The organism is Jatrophihabitans sp. (assembly GCF_051960575.1).
GTDB lineage: Bacteria > Actinomycetota > Actinomycetes > Mycobacteriales > Jatrophihabitantaceae > JBQCEE01.
The window spans coordinates 1-16,066 of the sequence record NZ_JBQCEE010000256.1 but is presented as its reverse complement, the minus strand read 5'-3'; the positions used below and the strand labels follow the sequence as shown (position 1 = coordinate 16,066).

Annotated in this window: 16 protein-coding genes; 9 read left to right on the top strand and 7 right to left on the bottom strand. The window is 72.0% G+C overall.

Going from position 1 to position 16,066, the window contains the following annotated elements; translation table 11 throughout:
- Positions 1-134 precede the first annotated feature (134 nt).
- Positions 135-1,019, bottom strand: a complete 885-nt coding sequence (locus ACTHMS_RS14555; RefSeq protein ID WP_440307394.1) for an aldo/keto reductase — start codon at positions 1,017-1,019, stop codon at positions 135-137.
- 73 nt (positions 1,020-1,092) lie between these two features.
- On the opposite strand from ACTHMS_RS14555, the gene nucS reads away from it, so the two are divergent.
- From nucS to ACTHMS_RS14525, 6 genes are all read left to right on the top strand, one after another.
- A complete protein-coding gene (gene nucS, locus ACTHMS_RS14550) occupies positions 1,093-1,770 on the top strand; it encodes an endonuclease NucS (protein WP_440307393.1) in 678 nt (225 codons plus the stop codon).
- 31 nt (positions 1,771-1,801) lie between these two features.
- Entirely contained in the window at positions 1,802-2,209 is a 408-nt protein-coding gene (locus tag ACTHMS_RS14545; protein WP_440307392.1) for a DUF1772 domain-containing protein, read from the top strand.
- Between the two features lie 10 nt (positions 2,210-2,219).
- Complete coding sequence (locus tag ACTHMS_RS14540) at positions 2,220-2,972, top strand: enoyl-CoA hydratase (protein ID WP_440307391.1); 753 nt, start codon at positions 2,220-2,222, stop codon at positions 2,970-2,972.
- Between the two features lie 98 nt (positions 2,973-3,070).
- Positions 3,071-4,561, top strand: coding sequence for an aldehyde dehydrogenase family protein (locus tag ACTHMS_RS14535; protein ID WP_440307390.1), 1,491 nt, complete (start codon positions 3,071-3,073; stop codon positions 4,559-4,561).
- A gap of 105 nt (positions 4,562-4,666) precedes the next feature.
- The gene (locus ACTHMS_RS14530; RefSeq protein WP_440307389.1) at positions 4,667-6,442 is read left to right on the top strand and encodes a 3-hydroxyacyl-CoA dehydrogenase family protein; all 1,776 of its coding nucleotides are present in this window, start codon (positions 4,667-4,669) and stop codon (positions 6,440-6,442) included.
- Between the two features lie 21 nt (positions 6,443-6,463).
- Positions 6,464-6,775 carry an ATP/GTP-binding protein gene (locus ACTHMS_RS14525; protein ID WP_440307388.1) on the top strand — a complete coding sequence of 104 codons (312 nt, stop codon included), beginning with the start codon at positions 6,464-6,466 and terminating at the stop codon, positions 6,773-6,775.
- Between the two features lie 152 nt (positions 6,776-6,927).
- Here ACTHMS_RS14525 and ACTHMS_RS14520 read toward each other — a convergent pair whose 3' ends face one another.
- From ACTHMS_RS14520 to mce, 3 genes are all read right to left on the bottom strand, one after another.
- On the bottom strand, positions 6,928-8,097 hold the full coding sequence (locus tag ACTHMS_RS14520; RefSeq protein ID WP_440307387.1) for a hypothetical protein: 1,170 nt from the start codon (positions 8,095-8,097) through the stop codon (positions 6,928-6,930).
- Positions 8,098-8,194: 97 nt separating this feature from the next.
- A complete protein-coding gene (gene ccrA / locus ACTHMS_RS14515) occupies positions 8,195-9,538 on the bottom strand; it encodes a crotonyl-CoA carboxylase/reductase (protein ID WP_440307386.1) in 1,344 nt (447 codons plus the stop codon).
- 129 nt (positions 9,539-9,667) lie between these two features.
- A complete protein-coding gene (gene mce / locus ACTHMS_RS14510) occupies positions 9,668-10,108 on the bottom strand; it encodes a methylmalonyl-CoA epimerase (protein WP_440307385.1) in 441 nt (146 codons plus the stop codon).
- Between the two features lie 164 nt (positions 10,109-10,272).
- Between mce and ACTHMS_RS14505 the strand changes: the two genes are divergently transcribed.
- Together ACTHMS_RS14505 and meaB are read left to right on the top strand one after the other, a co-directional pair.
- Positions 10,273-11,463 carry an acetyl-CoA C-acetyltransferase gene (locus tag ACTHMS_RS14505; RefSeq protein WP_440307384.1) on the top strand — a complete coding sequence of 397 codons (1,191 nt, stop codon included), beginning with the start codon at positions 10,273-10,275 and terminating at the stop codon, positions 11,461-11,463.
- Positions 11,464-11,607: 144 nt separating this feature from the next.
- Positions 11,608-12,567 (top strand): methylmalonyl Co-A mutase-associated GTPase MeaB, encoded by a 960-nt coding sequence (gene meaB, locus ACTHMS_RS14500; protein ID WP_440307383.1) that lies wholly within the window; start codon positions 11,608-11,610, stop codon positions 12,565-12,567.
- Positions 12,568-12,571: 4 nt separating this feature from the next.
- Here the strand turns inward: meaB and ACTHMS_RS14495 are convergent, their stop codons facing one another.
- Genes ACTHMS_RS14495 through ACTHMS_RS14485 form a run of 3 tightly spaced genes read right to left on the bottom strand, consistent with a single transcriptional unit; the run spans position 12,572 to position 15,393 of the window.
- Complete coding sequence (locus ACTHMS_RS14495) at positions 12,572-13,771, bottom strand: alpha/beta fold hydrolase (protein ID WP_440307382.1); 1,200 nt, start codon at positions 13,769-13,771, stop codon at positions 12,572-12,574.
- Between the two features lie 54 nt (positions 13,772-13,825).
- Positions 13,826-14,641 carry a hypothetical protein gene (locus tag ACTHMS_RS14490; protein ID WP_440307381.1) on the bottom strand — a complete coding sequence of 272 codons (816 nt, stop codon included), beginning with the start codon at positions 14,639-14,641 and terminating at the stop codon, positions 13,826-13,828.
- Entirely contained in the window at positions 14,641-15,393 is a 753-nt protein-coding gene (locus ACTHMS_RS14485; RefSeq protein WP_440307380.1) for a DUF2127 domain-containing protein, read from the bottom strand. The genes ACTHMS_RS14490 and ACTHMS_RS14485 overlap by 1 nt, the downstream gene beginning before the upstream one ends.
- A gap of 153 nt (positions 15,394-15,546) precedes the next feature.
- Between ACTHMS_RS14485 and ACTHMS_RS14480 the strand changes: the two genes are divergently transcribed.
- Entirely contained in the window at positions 15,547-15,906 is a 360-nt protein-coding gene (locus ACTHMS_RS14480) for a YciI family protein (RefSeq protein WP_440307379.1), read from the top strand.
- Positions 15,907-16,066 lie beyond the last annotated feature (160 nt).

Sequence of the window (16,066 nt, the reverse complement as noted above, 5' to 3'; positions counted from 1 at the left end):
GGCCTACCGGGTTCACCCGCTGCGCCTGCCGGTGTTGGGGCCGGGGTGGGGGGGGGGGTCCTGGGGGGGCTTCGGGTGGGGGCCCCCGGTTTCCCCCGGGCCCCCGTCGGCCGCGGCTGCGGCCGGCCCGGGGGTCAGCCCGGGATGTAGTCGAACGTGTCCGGGTCGGGGCCGGTGCGCTCGTGGCGGTCGAGGGCGGTGATCGCCTCGACGTCGTCGCCGTCGAGCTCGAAGTCGAAGATCGCGATGTTCTCGCGGATGCGCTCGGGCGTGACCGACTTCGGGAACACGATGTCGCCGCGCTCGATGTGCCAGCGCAGGACGATCTGGGCCGCGCTCTTGCCGTACTTCTCGGCGATCGCGGTGATCGTCGGGTCGTCGAGCACCTTGCCCTGCGCGATCGGCGACCACGCCTCGACCGCGATCTGGTGCTCGGCGCAGTACCGGCGCAGCTCGCCCTGGGCGAGGTAGGGGTGCACCTCGATCTGGTTCACCGCCGGCACGACCTCGGTCTCCTGCGCCAGCCGGTCGAGGTGGTGGCTCTGGAAGTTGCTCACACCGATCGAGCGCGCACGCCCGTCGCGGTAGAACTCCTCCAGCGTCTTCCACGTCGACACGAAGTCGCCGCCGTAACGGGTCGGCAGCGGCCAGTGGATGAGGAAGAGGTCGATCTGCTCGACACCGAGCTTGCTCAGCGTCTCGTCGAAGGCCTTGCGGGCGGCGTCGGGCTCGTGGAAGCCGTTGTTGAGCTTCGAGGTGATGAAGACCTCGTCGCGCGGGAGGCCCGACCGCTGCACCGCCTCGCCGACCTCGGCCTCGTTGCCGTACATCTCGGCGGTGTCGATGTGGCGATAGCCCGCCTCGAAGGCGCGCAGCGTCGCCTCGACGGTGTCCTCGGGCTTGATCTGGAAGACGCCGAAGCCGAACTGCGGGATCCGCACGCCGTTGTTGAGCAGGATGTCTGGCACGGGGCCGGTCACGATCTGTCCCTCTCGTCGAATCGTTGTGTCGTCACCCATCTGCCTACCCGGGACGGGCGTCGCGGTCACGGGCTGTCACGCCGCGCTCAGGTGCGGGGTAGCCTCGCGTCCCGTGCGTCTCGTCATCGCCCGGTGCCGGGTCGACTACCTCGGCCGCCTCACCGCCCACCTGCCCATGGCCACGCGGTTGCTCGTGGTGAAGGCCGACGGCTCGGTGCTGGTGCACAGCGACGGCGGCTCGTACAAGCCGCTGAACTGGATGAGCCCGCCGTGCACGCTGGTCGAGGGGCCGGGTGAGGACGACGCGGCCGCTGTCTGGACGGTGACCAACAAGGCGGGGGAGCAGCTCGTCATCACCCTCGAGGCCGTCGAGCACGACTCGAAGCACGACCTCGGCGTCGACCCCGGCCTGGTGAAGGACGGCGTCGAGGCGCACCTGCAGAAGCTGCTCGCCGAGCACATCGCGACGCTCGGCGAGGGCTACCGCCTCGTGCGCCGCGAGTACCCGACGCCGATCGGGCCGGTCGACATCCTGTGCCGCGACGCGTCCGGCGCGACGGTGGCGGTCGAGATCAAGCGCCGCGGCGAGATCGACGGCGTCGAGCAGCTCACCCGCTACCTCGAACTGCTGAACCGCGACCCGCTCATCGCACCGGTGCGCGGTGTCTTCGCCGCGCAGGAGATCAAGCCGCAGGCCCGCACGCTCGCCGAGGACCGCGGCATCAGCTGCGTGGTGCTCGACTACGACGCGCTGCGCGGGCTCGACGACCCGTCGCTGCGGCTGTTCTGACACGACCGCACCGGACGCGAGGGTTCGACACATGCTCGGGGCACTGCTCGTCGCCGCGACGGCGGCGTACGCCGGCTTCCAGTGGACGATCCGCCTGGTCGTCTACCCGCAGTTCGCGACAGTGCCGCGGGAGGCGTTCGTCCGCTACGAGGCGCGGCACCAGGGGCTGGTGTCCATCGCGGTCGGCCCGCTGTTCGTGCTCGACGGCGCCGCCTGCATCGCGGCGTTCGTGCACGGGCCGCGGTGGCCGTCGGCGGCCGCGGGCGCGTGCCTGGCGGTGATCCTGCTGCTCACGGCGTTCGGCGCGGTGCCGCAGCACCGGGCGCTCTCGTCCGGCTTCGACGCGGCCGTGCACCGCCGCCTGCTGCTCGTCGACAGCCTGCGGCTCGGTCTCGCGCTCGGGGCGGTGGGCGCCGCCGTGTGGTTCGCCGCTGGCTAGGGTCGCGTCCATGTCGCTCGTGCTGCTCGACCGCCATGACGACGGCGTCCGCGTCGTCATGCTCAACGACCCCGACCGGCGCAACGCGCTCTCGCCCGCACTCATGGAGGCACTCGGCGGCGCCGTCGACGAGGTGGCGCACGACCGCGACGCCCGCGTGCTGGTGGTGACGGGCGTCGGCAAGGGCTTCTGCGCCGGCGCCGACCTGCCGGCGGTCTTCGGCGAGCTCGACCGCGACGTCGCCGACATCCGGCGCGGGCTGCAGGACGTCTACTCGAGCTTCCTGCGCGTGCGCGAGCTGCCGATCCCGACGATCGCGGCGGTGCAGGGCGCGGCGGTGGGTGCGGGCGTCAACCTGGCGATGGCGTGCGACGTGCGGCTCGCCGGGCCGAACGCGACCTTCGGCGTCACCTTCGCCAAGCTCGGCATCCACCCCGGCGGCGGCTGCACGTTCTTCCTCACCCAGGCGCTCGGCCGGCAACGCGCGCTGTCGTTGATCCTCGACGGCGCGGCCCTGACCGCCCGCGAGGCCGAGGCGCTCGGGCTGGTGCTCGACGTCGTCGACGACCCGGTCGACGAGGCGCTCGCCCGGGCGCGGCGGTGGGCGCAGCTCGACCCCGACCTCGCGCGGGACATGAAGCGGGCCGTCGGCATCGCCGAGGTCGGCGGGTTCGCCGAGACGCTGGACTTCGAGGCGTGGGCGCAGGCGGCCTCGACCCGCAGCCCGGCGCTGCGTGAGGCGGTGGCGCGGTTCCGTCGGTGACGGTCGCTCCATGCGTCCGGACGGGTTCCTGACAGCGAACCTGTCAGGGTCTCGGGGTAGCGTGCGCGCATCACCTGCGACACCGTCCGGAGGCTGCCGTGACCGCGCTCGACGCCCGCCCCACCACGACGTTCGACTCCTTGAACCCCGCCACCGGCGAGGTCGTGGCGAGCTTCCCGATCGACGACGCCGACAGCGTGCGCGCGGCGGTCGAGCGGGCGCGTCCGGCGGCGATCTGGTGGCGTGAGCAGGGCTTCGAGGGACGCAAGAAGTACCTGCGCGCGTGGCGGTCGCTGATGGCCCGGCGCATCGACGAGTTCGCCGACCTCATCCACCGCGAGAACGGCAAGCCGAAGGTCGACGCGCTGCTCGAGCTGTCGCTCGCCATCGAGCACCTCGACTGGGCCTCGGGTGCGGCGAAGAAGGTGCTCGGCCGGCACCGGGTCGGGTCGGGCGTGTTCGCGGCCAACCAGTGGGCCTCGGTCGAGTATCTGCCGTACGGCGTCGTCGGCGCGATCGGCCCGTGGAACTACCCCGTCTACACGCCGCTCGGCACCATCTCGTACGCGCTCGCCGCGGGCAACGCGGTCGTGTTCAAGCCGAGCGAGTACACGCCGGCGATCGGCAAGTGGCTCGTCGACTCGTTCGCCGAGATCGTCGACCAGCCCGTCTTCCAGCTCGTCACCGGCTTCGGCGAGACCGGTGCGGCGCTGTGCACCGCCGGCGTCGACAAGGTCGCCTTCACCGGCTCGACGGCCACCGGCAAGAAGATCATGGCCGCCTGCGCCGACCGGCTCACGCCCGTCGTCATCGAGTGCGGCGGCAAGGACGCCCTCATCGTCGCGGCCGACGCCGACCTCGACGCCGCGGCCGACGCTGCCGTCTTCGGCGGGCTGTCGAACGCGGGCCAGACCTGCGCGGGCGTCGAGCGCATCTACGCGGTCGCGTCGGTGTACGACGAGTTCGTCGCGAAGGTCGCCGAGAAGGCGCGCGCACTGCGGGCGGGTGGCGACGACGGCGCGTCCTACGGCCCGATCACCATGCCGGGACAGCTCGACATCATCCGACGCCACATCGAGGACGCCATCGCCCGCGGCGGCACCGCGGTCGTCGGCGGCGTCGAGTCGGTGCAGGCGCCGTTCGTGCAGCCGGTGATCCTCACCGACGTGCCGGAGGACTCGGCCGCGGTGCAGGAGGAGACGTTCGGCCCGACGATCACGGTCAAGAAGGTGCGCGACGAGCGCGAGGCGATCGAGCTCGCCAACGACAGCCGCTACGGCCTCGGCGCCTCGGTGTGGAGTGCCAAGCGCGGGCGCGAGATCGCCGACCAGCTCTCGTGCGGCTGCGTGGCGATCAACTCGGTGCTCTCGTTCGCGATGGTGCCGCAGCTGCCGTTCGGCGGGGTGCGTGACTCCGGCTTCGGACGCATCCATGGGGCCGACGGCCTGCGTGAGTTCGCCTGGCCGCGGTCGGTCACCTCGACGCGGTTCCCGACGCCGCTCAAGCTGGCGACGTTCGACCGGCCGGCCAACGCGTCGACCACGGTCACCCGTCTCGTCCGGGCGCTGTACGGCCGTACTCGCAAGTAACTTCGGTCTCATCGGCACGCAACGAGGCCGACACACTGACCGTCGCTCAGTACGCTGCGCGCACGCTGTGGCGTCGGGCTGGAGCACTGCAGGAGGGCTTGATCCATGACTCGCGAGATCCACCAGGTCGGTGTCGTCGGCCTCGGCACGATGGGTTCGGGCATCGTCGAGGTGTTCGCCCGCAACGGGCTCACCGTGATCGCCATCGACAAGGACGACGCGGGGGTCTCGCGCGGCCGCCGGCACGTCGAGGGCTCGGCCGCCCGCGCGGTCGCGCGCGGCAAGCTCAGCGAGGACGAGCAGCAGGCCCTGCTGGGGCGCATCACCTACAGCACCGACCTCAACGCGCTGTCGGCGGCCGAATTCGTCATCGAGGCCGTGCCCGAGCACCTCGACCTCAAGCGCGCGCTGTTCAGCGAGCTGGACAAGATCTGCCCGGCCGAGACGATCCTCGCCACCAACACCTCGTCGCTGTCGGTCACCGAGATCGCCGTCGCCACCGGGCGTCCGGGCAAGGTCGTCGGCGTCCACTTCTTCAACCCCGCGCCGGTCATGAAGCTCGTCGAGATCGTGCGCACGGTGGTCACCGAGCAGGACGTCGTCGACGACGTCGAGGCGTTCGTGCGGCAGATCGGCAAGACCGACGTCACCATCGGCGACCGCGCGGGCTTCATCGCCAACGCGCTGCTGTTCCCGTACCTCAACCACGCCGTCGCGCTGTTCGAGTCGAAGTACGCCTCGCGCGAGGACATCGACGCCGCCATGCGCCTCGGCTGCGGTCTGCCGATGGGCCCGCTGGCGCTGCTCGACCTGATCGGGCTCGACACCGCCTACGAGATCCTCGAGACGATGTACGAGCAGACCAAGGACCGGCTGCACGCGCCGCGTCCGCTGTTCCGGCCGCTCATCACCGCGGGCCTGCTCGGCCGCAAGACCGGTCGCGGCTTCTACACCTACGACGCGAAGGACTCGCCGACCGTCGTCGCCGACCACCTCACGCCCGCGCCGGGTGCCGCGGTCGAGGGTGCGCGTCCGGTGTCGAAGGTCGGCGTCATCGGCTCGGGCACCATGGCAACCGGCATCATCGAGGTCTTCGCGAAGGCCGGCTACGACGTCACCTTCGTCGCCCGCGGCGAGCAGAAGGTCGCCGGCGTGCAGGCCGCGCTGACCAAGTCGCTCGACAAGGCGATCTCGCGCGGCAAGCTCACCGAGGCCGCGCGTGACGAGGTGCTCGGCCGGGTCGAGGGCGTCACCTCGCTCGAGGGGCTGTCGGACGTCGACCTCGTCGTCGAGGCGATCGCCGAGGACCTCGAGATCAAGAAGCAGACCTTCGCCGCCCTGGACGAGATCTGCAAGCCCGGCGCCGTGCTGGCCACGACCACGTCGTCGCTGCCGGTGGTGGCGATCGCCGCCGCCACGTCGCGGCCGGCCGAGGTCATCGGCATGCACTTCTTCAACCCGGCCGCCGTCATGAAGCTCGTCGAGGTCGTCACGACGGTCTCGACCGCGGCCGACGTCGAGGCGACCGTGCTCGACGTGACGAAGAAGATCGGCAAGCACGCCGTGCGCTGCGGCGACCGCGGCGGTTTCATCGTCAACGCGCTGCTGTTCCCGTACCTCAACGACGCGGTGAAGATGCTCGAGGCGCACTACGCGTCGCGCGACGACATCGACACGGCGATGAAGGTCGGCTGCGGCTACCCGATGGGACCGTTCGACCTGCTCGACGTCGTCGGCAACGACGTCTCGCTGGCGATCGAGCAGGTGCTGTTCGCCGAGTTCCGCGAGCCGGGCTTCGCGCCGGCGCCGCTGCTCGAGCACATGGTCACCGCGGGTCGGCTCGGCCGGAAGACCGGCAAGGGCTTCCGCGACTACAAGTAGTCGCCGGCGCGGGCCGTCCCGATGCCACGTCAGAACCGCCGTCGTCCCGACATCGCTCGGGGTGGCGGCGGTTCGTCGTCGTCGGGGGAGCGGCGTGAGTCGTTCCGCGGGGTCGAGTACTCGGTGCGCGCGGTGACCGGTGCGTCGGCCGGACGCGAGTACCGCTGCCCCGGCTGCGACCAGGTCGTCGCCGCGGGCGTCCCGCACGTCGTCGCCTGGCCCGCGGACGACCTCGACGCCTCCGACCGCCGGCACTGGCACACCCCGTGCTGGGCCGCCCGGGAACGCCGCGCCCCCGGCGTCCAGCGCACCCGCAACGCCCCGCGGTACTGAGGGCCGTCCACACTTCGATCTTGTGCAGGACGCGCGTGCGATCCCGCGCGCCGTGCACAAGATCCACCTCGGCGGGCGTCGGCGAGGAGACGTTGTGCAGGACGCGCGTGCGATCCCGCGCGCCATGCACAAGATCCACCTCGGCGGGCGAGTCAGTCCGCGGGCGGCGCGTCCTCGTCGCTGCGGCCGGCGATCGGGAGCGTCACCGTCTCGGCCTCGGCGATGCCGGCGGCGGGAGCCGGAGCGTCGGCCGCGGCGGGCGCGTCGGCGGCGTCGGCCACCTCGGCCACCTCGGCGTCGTGCGGCATCTCGCGGACGTCGCGGTCGACGACGGCGACGACGGCATCGGTCGAGAGGGGCAGGGCGGGTTCGGCCGGCGTCTCGGCGAGCGAGACCGCCAGGGCCTCGCCGAGCCGCTCGCGCAGGGCGCGCAGCGACTCGTGCGCGGCGTTGCGCTCGCCGTGCAGGCGGCGCACCTCGTGCAGCGCGTCCGCGATCATCTGCTCGGCCTGGGCCCGCGCGTCGGCGAGCATGCGCGCGACCGTCGCCTCCGCCTCGGCGCGGTCGGCGGCGATGCGGTCGTAGGTCTCGGTGCGCCTGCGGCGCAGGGTGATCTCGAAGTCCTCGTCGGCCTGCTGCCGCGCGGCCAGCGAGTGCGCCTCGGCGGCCTCACGGGTGATCCGCGACTCGCGGTCGGCCGCCTCGCGCGCGGCGGCGGCCACCGAATCGAGCCGCTCGCGCTCGGCGGCGGCCTCGGCCGACAGCCTGGTCTCGGCCTCGCGCGTCGCGGCCATCTCCTCGGCCAGCTGCAACTCGACCGTGCGCCGGTGCTGCTCGGCCTCGGCGATGCGGCTGCGGAACGCGTCCTCGGCGTCGTTCAGGCGCTGCGACGCGTCGGCCAGGATCGCCTCGGCCTCGAGCGAGGCTTGCGAGCGGATGCTCGCCGCCTGGTCGGCCGCCTGGTTGCGGGCGGCGTCGGCGAGGGCCTCGGCCTCGGCGCGGATGCGGGCGGCGTCGGCGGCGGCGGCCTGCAGCATCGACTGCACGCGGTCGTCGACGTTGGCGGACGTGACCTGCTCGGTCGCCGAGCGCAGCTGCCGCCGCGCGGACTCGAGCTGGGCCTGGGCGGACGCGAGCTGGGCGGCGAGCCCCGCGCTGCGGGTCAGCGCGTTGTCCCGCTCGGTCGTCGCGGCCCGCACCTCCTCGTCCAGGCGGGCGATCTCCTCGTCGACCTGGCCGCGGTCGTAGCCGCGCAGGACGACGTCGAAGCTGCGATCCGCGTCGTGGAAGAACTGCAGGACGTCGGTCGGATTGTCGGCCATCGCTCGATCGTGCCACGCCCGTCACCGCGGGCTCGATAGCCGAAAGCCCCCGGGCCGGCCGTGTCAGGCCGCCCCGAGGGCTGTCGGACGAGCTCGATCAGACGTCGCGGAAGCGGTTGATCGCGTCGAGGTGCTTCGCGCGCAGGTCACGGGCGGCGTCGGTGTCGGCGACACCGAGACCCTCCTCGGGCGCGAGGCAGAGCACGCCGACCTTGCCCTGGTGCAGATTCTTGTGCACGTCCAGCGTGGCCTGGCCGGTCTCGGCGAGCGGGTACACCTTCGACAGCGTCGGGTGGATCATGCCCTTCGCGATGAGGCGGTTGGCCTCCCAGCTCTCCTTGTAGTTCGCGAAGTGCGAGCTGATGATCCGCTTGAGGTTCATCCAGAGGTAGCGGTTGTCGTACTCGTGCATGTAGCCCGACGTCGACGCGCAGGTGGTGATGACGCCACCCTTCTTGGTGACGTAGACCGACGCGCCGAACGTCTCGCGTCCGGGGTGCTCGAAGACGATGTCGACATCCTCACCGCCGGTGAGCTCGCGGATCTTGGCGCCGAACCGCTTCCACTCGCGCGGGTCCTGCGTCGACTCGTCCTTCCAGAACTTGTAGCCCTCGGCCGAGCGGTCGATGATCAGCTCGGCGCCCATCCGGCGGCAGATCTCGGCCTTCTCGGGCGAGCTGACGACACAGATCGGGATCGCGCCACCGTTGAGCGCGTACTGGGTGGCGTAGCCGCCGAGGCCGCCGGACGCGCCCCAGATCAGCACCGTGTCGCCCTGCTTCATGTTCGCGCCGTGGTGGCTGACGAGCTGGCGGTAGGCGGTGCAGTTGACCAGGCCGGGGGACGCCGCCTCCTCCCAGGTGAGGTGACCCGGCTTCGGCATGAGCTGGTTGGCCTTGACCAGCGCGAGCTCGGCGAGGCCGCCGTAGTTCGTCTCGAAGCCCCAGATGCGCTGCTGCGGGTCCATCATCGTGTCGTCGTGGCCCGCGGCGTCCTCGAGCTCGACGGTGAGGCAGTGCGCGACGACCTCGTCGCCGGCCTTCCACTTGCTGACACCCGGGCCGACGCGCAGCACGACGCCCGCGAGGTCGGAGCCGACGACGTGGAACGGCTGGTCGTGCTTCTTCGACAGGTCGCTGTAGCGGCCGTACCGCTCGAGGAAGCCGAAGGTCGAGACCGGCTCGAAGATCGACGTCCAGACGGTGTTGTAGTTGATCGCGGACGCCATGACGGCGACGATCGCCTCGCCCGGGCCGAGCTCGGGGGTCGGCACGTCCTGCAGGTGGAGGCTCTTGCGCGGGTCCTTGTCGCGGGTCGCCATGCCGGCGAACATGTCGACCTCGTCCTTGCGCACGACCATGCCCTGGTAGCTGTCCGGCACGGGCAGGTCGGCGAGCTTGCCGTAGTCACCGGCGAGGATGGCGTTGCGGATGTCGTCCACGTCTGGGCCCTTCTGGAGATCGAGCAGTCTGAGGGTCGGGCAGGAACAGCTTGGGAGCGGATGTTACTCGACGGTAACCCCGCCGTCGTCAGGACGTGATCGGCCTGACGGCGAGCATGCGCGACAGCGTCAGTGCGCCGTCGCTGCCGGCTGCACCAGCTCGACGAGGACGCCACCGGCGTCCTTCGGGTGGATGAAGTTGACGCGCGAGTCCGACGTCCCGCGCTTCGGGACGTCGTAGAGCAGGCGCAGGCCACGGTCGCGCAGCGTCGCCGAGACCGCGTCGATGTCCTCGACGGTGTAGGCGACCTGCTGCACGCCAGGGCCGTTGCGGTCGATGAACTTCGCGATCGTCGAGGTCTCCGACAGCGGCGCGAGCAGCTGGATCCGGGTGGCGCCGTCGCCGACGGCGAGCATCGCCTCGCGCACGCCCTGCTCCTCGTTGGTCTCCTCGTGCACGCTCACGACGCCGAAGGTGTCGCGGTAGAACGCGATCGCGGCGTCGAGATCCGGGACGGCGATGCCGACGTGGTCGATCTTGGTGAACAGCGCGGTGATGGTGTCGGACATGACCGTCATCGTGGCAGCCGAGAACGTTCACGGAGAAATCAGCGTGCGAGGGGTCACACGATTTCGGCGGTCCCGCGATGACGACGCCCCGGTTACAGTGACGTAACTGCTGGGCCCCGCCAGTTCGGCGCGGTGGCACCCCACACCCCCTGAGGAAGTGACACATGGCTGGTTCGGTCATCGTCCACGGCGCGCGCACCCCGATGGGCCGCCTGCTCGGCTCGCTCAAGGACTTCTCCGGCGCGGACCTCGGCGGCGTCGCCATCAAGGCGGCGCTCGAGCGCGCCGGCGTGACCCCCGACCAGGTGCAGTACGTGATCATGGGTCAGGTGCTGCAGGCCGGCGCCGGACAGATCCCCGCCCGCCAGGCCGCCCACAAGGCGGGCATCCCGCTGTCGGTGCCGGCGCTCACGATCAACAAGGTCTGCCTCTCGGGCCTGGACGCGATCGCGCTGGCCGACCAGCTCATCCGCGCCGGCGAGTTCGACATCATCGTGGCCGGCGGCCAGGAGTCGATGACCAACGCCCCGCACCTGCTGCCGAAGTCGCGCGAGGGCTACAAGTACGGCGCGATCGAGATGGTCGACGCGATGGCCTTCGACGGCCTCACCGACATCTTCGACCACGTGCCGATGGGCGAGTCGACCGACAACTTCAACGTCAAGCTCGGCTTGGGCCGCGAGGAGCAGGACGCGTTCGCCGCGCAGTCGCACCAGCGCGCCGCCGTCGCGCAGAAGAACGGCAGCTTCGACGAGGAGATCACCCCGGTGCTGATCCCGCAGCGCAAGGGCGACCCGATCGAGTTCCGCGAGGACGAGGGCGTGCGGGCCGACACCACGGTTGAGTCGCTGGCCAAGCTGCGTCCGGCGTTCAAGAAGGACGGCACCATCACCGCGGGTTCGGCCTCGCAGATCTCCGACGGCGCCTGCGCCGTCGTGGTCATGAGCAAGCAGAAGGCCGAGGAGCTGGGCCTGACCTGGATCGCCGAGATCGGTGCGCACGGCAACGTCGCGGGCCCGGACAACTCGCTGCAGAGCCAGCCCGCCAACGCGATCAAGGACGCGCTGCGCAAGGAGAACCTCACCGTCGCCGACCTCGACCTGGTCGAGCTGAACGAGGCGTTCGCCGCGGTCGGCCTGCAGTCGATGAAGGACCTCGGCATCACCGACGAGATCACCAACGTCAACGGCGGCGCCATCGCGCTGGGCCACCCGATCGGCATGTCGGGCGCCCGTCTCGTGCTCTCGCTCGCCCTCGAGCTCAAGCGCCGCGGCGGCGGCACCGGCGCGGCCGCGCTCTGCGGCGGTGGCGGCCAGGGCGACGCGCTGATCATCCACGTCCCCGCGGCGTCCTGACTGACGATCCCCTTGATCGGGTGACGGATCGCCAAGATCGGAGACGGCATTTCCGCCGTCTCCGATCTTGCGTTTCCGTCACCGGCCGGGGCGTTCCGTCACCGTGGGGGCGGACGCGTCACCGTGCTGGAGCGGAGGAGCAGCGTGCGACGGGGTACTGACGTCCCGGAGCTGGTCGAGCGCGCGCGGAAGGCCGACCCGCGCGCCGTCGCCCGGCTGATCTCGCTCGTCGAGAACGACTCGCCGGTGCTGCGCGAGATCGCGTCGGCGCTGGCGCCGTTCGGCGGGCACGCGCAGGTCGTCGGGCTGACCGGCTCGCCGGGCGTGGGCAAGTCGACCTCGACGTCCGCGCTGGTCGGCGCGTTGCGCGCGGCCGGCAAGCGGGTGGGTGTGCTCGCGGTCGACCCGTCGTCACCGTTCTCGGGCGGCGCGCTGCTCGGCGACCGCGTCCGCATGCAGGACCACGCCACCGACGACGGCGTGTTCATCCGGTCGATGGCGTCGCGCGGCCAGCTCGGCGGACTGTCGGCCGCGGTTCCACAGGCGTTGAGGGTCTTGGACGCGGCCGGCTGCGACGTCGTGCTCATCGAGACCGTCGGGGTGGGCCAGGCCGAGGTCGAGATCGCGTCGCTCGCCGACACGACGATGGTGCTGCTCGCGCCGGGCATGGGCGACGGCATCCAGGCCGCGAAGGCCGGCATCCTCGAGATCGCCGACATCTTCGTGGTGAACAAGGCCGACCGTGACGGCGCCGACCAGGTGGCCCGCGACCTGCGCTACATGCAGTCGCTCGGCGGCCGGCACAGCGAGGCCGGCGCGTGGCGGCCGCCGATCGTGAAGACCGTCGCCGCCCGCGGTGAGGGCATCGACCAGGTCGTCGAGGCGATCGCGAAGCACCGCGCCTGGATGGACGAGCACGGTGAGCTGTCGCGCCGCCGCCGGGCCCGCGCGGCGAGCGAGATCGAGGCGATCGCGCTCGGCCAGGTGAAGCTGCGCTTCGGCCAGGTGCACGGCTCGGCCGCGCTGGACGCCGCCGCCGCCCGCGTCGTCGACGGCAGCACCGACCCCTACGCCGCCGCCGAGGAACTCGTCGCCGCGCTCTGAGTCATCACTCGGCGGGGACGGGGAGCGCGTCCAGGAACTCGTTCACGAGCCGGGCGGTGAGCTCGGGGTGCTCGAACTGGGGCACGTGGCCGCAGTCGCGCAGCACGATCGAGCGGGCCGAGGGCAGCGCCTGCTCGACGAAGCGGCTGAACCCGGGCGGCACGAGCACGTCGCGGTCGCCCCAGAGGAACAACGCGGGCGGACGCAGGCCGGGCAGCCGGTCCCAGAAGCCACCCTGGCCGAACGGCTCGTCCAGGTAGATGTGGCGCAGCGCCGAGAAGACGGCGAGCCGGTTGGCGCGGTTGTTGATGATGCGGACGAACTCGTCGACCGCGGCCTCGTACCAGGCGGCCGGCAGCCGCGACTGGTCGGCGAACATCTGCCGCAGCCCGCGCAGCGCCATCGTGCGCGGGAACCGGATCGGGATGGACGCGACCTCGTCCGGCACGACGCGCACGAACGGCACGAACTGCCGCAGCTTGCGGAACGCGACCGCGGGGCAGAGCAGCACCAGCCCGGCGACGTCGTCGGGGGAGTTCAGCCCGGCCTCGAGCGCGGTGCGGCCGCCGAGGCTGTTGCCGATGAGCACGGCCGGGCGGTCGCAGGTCTCGCGGACGAAGGCGATGAGCCAGTCGCCGAGGAAGCGCGCCGCGTGGGCCGCCGAGGTGGCCTGGGTGCCGCCGTGCCCCGGCAGGTCGGGCGCGATCACCCGGTGGTGCTGCGACAGCGCCGGGATGAGCGGCAGCATCGACGCGTTCGTGGCGCCGAGGCCGTGCACCAGCACCACCGGCGGCGCGTCGACCGGCCCGGCCTCGAGGTAGAAGGTCTCGATGCCGCCGGCGCGCACCGACCGGGTGTAGGTGCGGGTCGGGTCGTCGGGCAGCTCGCTCGGGAACAGGCCGTCGAGCTGCAGCGCGAGCGCCAGCCAGCCGCGCACGACGACACGGCCGTCGAGGAAGGCCTGCACGCCGCTCATCCGGCCGCTCACGATCGCCGCGAGCACGTCGGGACGCCCGCGCACGGTGGTGGTCGGACGCGGTGGCGCGCCGCGGCGCACGGAGGCTCGTCCGGACTCGAACTCGACCGTCCAGTTCGCCAGCCCGCCGGCCGTGAACAGCATCGTGGCGTCCACGTCCGCGAGCAGCGGCGAGTAGAGCCCCTTGAGTCGGTGTTCGAGCAAGGGGAGCAGGTCGTTGTCGACCACCCACGTCCTTTCGATCGGTCGCGCCCGAGCGTCTCACACCCGGCGCGGCGCGGGTCAGCCGAGACGCAGCGAGCCCTGCACCTGCGTGCACGCCGCAGCCACCACCGACGCCCTCGCCGGCGTCGACTGGCAGCTGATCTGCACGACCACACCGGACGCGAGCACGGTGACGTCGTGCACCGCGATGATCATGCTCCGGTCGGACGGGTCCGACGACGGCGGGCCCGACGACGCGGGCGCCGGCGCGGCGGACGACGGCGCCGTCGAGCCGCCCGTCGCCGAGCCGGGCGCGTCGGCGCGGTAGGTCGCGTCCTGCTCGAACGCCCGCACGCCGGCGACCGTGGTCTGGGTCAGCGGCGAGGCGGTGAGCACGTGCAGGGCGTCCGGCTGCAGCGCGAGCTGCGCGACGAACTGTTTGGCACCGGCGTCGTCGAGGGCCGAGAGGCGGGTCTTGACCGCCTGCCCGAGCACCTCGACGAGGTCGTGCTCGCCCGCCGAGACGAGCGTGCGCCACTGCCAGCCGTAGGCGTAGTCGGGCCGCGCGGAGTCGTCGTGGAAGCCCGCGGGCCGCTCGTAGCAGAACGGCGCCCCGGACGCGGTCACCGCGCCCGCCGGGCAGCCGGGCACCGCGGGCGTCACAGACGTCGTGCCGGCCGAAGGCGGTGCGGGCACCGGCGGCACCGACACCGGCGCCGCCCCGGACGACGAAGCTCCCGACGACGAGGCCCCGGACGACGAGGCCCCGGACGACCGCACCGCGAGCCCGCCGCTGCAGCCGACGAGGGCGACGGCCGCGACGGCGGCGACGGCGACGGCGACGGCGGCGAGCGGCGCCGGCACGACCGTGCGGCGCGGGAGCACGTTCGGCATCAGGCGGCGACCGCCTGCTCGACCTCGAGCAACGACACCTCGTGCAGCGTCGCCTCGTAGGCGGCATGGCCGCCACGCAGGCCGAACAGCCGCTTCGACCAGACCAGGTAGACGACCGCGGCGACGTTGACGACGAGCGCGACGACCTTCAGCCACGTCGCACCGTCGACGACCTCGTAGACCTCGAGCGGGATGAACAGCGTCGTGCCGACCACCGCCACGTACTCGCCCCACCGCTTGAGCGACCACAGGCCGATGCCCTCGAGCACCTGCAGCAACCCGTAGCCGACGAGCCCGCACGCGATGAGCGTCAGCGTCGACGGCTTCGCGTTGAGCGCCTTCATGATCCCGCGCACGGTCGACGAGTCGGAGACGTTGAAGTGGATCTGCCGGAAGAACGGCCGCAGCGAGGTCAGGTCGCGGTCGAAGAGCTCCTTGAGGCTCACCTGCGTGCTCTTGAGCTTGAACACCGCGATGCCGAGCAGGACGACGATCAGCCCGCGCACCCACCGCTCGATCGCGAGCGCGCGCAGGATGAACGCCGCGCGCAGCGCCTTGCCGCGCAGCAGCACCGGCGCCTCCCCGGCGGGCCCGTGCCCGTGCGGCTCGCCGAGCACGTAGCTGCCGCAGCGCAGGCAGCGCCACGCGGTGCCGAGCGGGGTCGACGCCTCGAGCTTGGCGCGGAACTCCGGCTCGTCCGGTGCATAGGTCACGTGACCGTGCCGCGAGCACGAGCGCAGGTTCCACTCCACGAGCGAGCACGCTATACGGCGCGCCACCCCGGCATCCGGACCCGCCCCTGCCCTTCCGCGAGATTTCTTGCGACGCTGTCGATCCCGGCAGCACCCGTTCGTCGGGATGTCGGACGGCCTGAGCGGCAGGCCGCGGATCGACAGGAGTTCCCCATGTCCCAGTACCTCGTGCTGATCTACGACGACGAGGCGTGGCTGACCGACGAGGCGGTGCACGAGCCGCTGATGGAGGGTCACAGCAAGTTCGCCGCGAACGAGGGCGAGCGCATCGCCGGCGGCGCGGCGCTGCAGTCGGTCACCACCGCGACCACCCTCCGCAACGACGGCGCGGGCGAGTTCGCGGTCACCGACGGCCCGTTCATCGAGAGCAAGGAGGTCGTCGGCGGCTACTACCTCATCGAGGCCACCGACCTGGACGACGCCATCCGTGCCGCCCGGCAGATCCCGGTGCACAGCGCCACCGGCGGTCTCGAGATCCGTCCGCTGGTCGTCTTCCCCGATCGGGAGATGTGAGCGCGGCCGACCCCAGCACGGTCGCGGCGGCCGTCGCGGACGCGCACCCTCGCCCGGGGGGGGTAGTGGTCGCCCCGCAGGTGCGCGGCACCCGCGCCCTCGACCTGGCCGAGGAGTTCGTGCACGAAGCGGACGCCCACGCCCACCCCCCCAGGCCCCC

Coding starts and splice junctions, on each gene's coding strand:
- mce (WP_440307385.1), bottom strand. CDS start 10,108: ATGTCCGACACCATCACCGCGCTGTTCACCAAGATCGACCACGTCGGC.
- ACTHMS_RS14555 (WP_440307394.1), bottom strand. CDS start 1,019: ATGGGTGACGACACAACGATTCGACGAGAGGGACAGATCGTGACCGGC.
- ACTHMS_RS14530 (WP_440307389.1), top strand. CDS start 4,667: ATGACTCGCGAGATCCACCAGGTCGGTGTCGTCGGCCTCGGCACGATG.
- ACTHMS_RS14545 (WP_440307392.1), top strand. CDS start 1,802: ATGCTCGGGGCACTGCTCGTCGCCGCGACGGCGGCGTACGCCGGCTTC.
- ACTHMS_RS14505 (WP_440307384.1), top strand. CDS start 10,273: ATGGCTGGTTCGGTCATCGTCCACGGCGCGCGCACCCCGATGGGCCGC.
- ACTHMS_RS14525 (WP_440307388.1), top strand. CDS start 6,464: ATGCCACGTCAGAACCGCCGTCGTCCCGACATCGCTCGGGGTGGCGGC.
- ACTHMS_RS14520 (WP_440307387.1), bottom strand. CDS start 8,097: ATGGCCGACAATCCGACCGACGTCCTGCAGTTCTTCCACGACGCGGAT.
- ACTHMS_RS14480 (WP_440307379.1), top strand. CDS start 15,547: ATGTCCCAGTACCTCGTGCTGATCTACGACGACGAGGCGTGGCTGACC.
- ACTHMS_RS14490 (WP_440307381.1), bottom strand. CDS start 14,641: ATGCCGAACGTGCTCCCGCGCCGCACGGTCGTGCCGGCGCCGCTCGCC.
- ACTHMS_RS14540 (WP_440307391.1), top strand. CDS start 2,220: ATGTCGCTCGTGCTGCTCGACCGCCATGACGACGGCGTCCGCGTCGTC.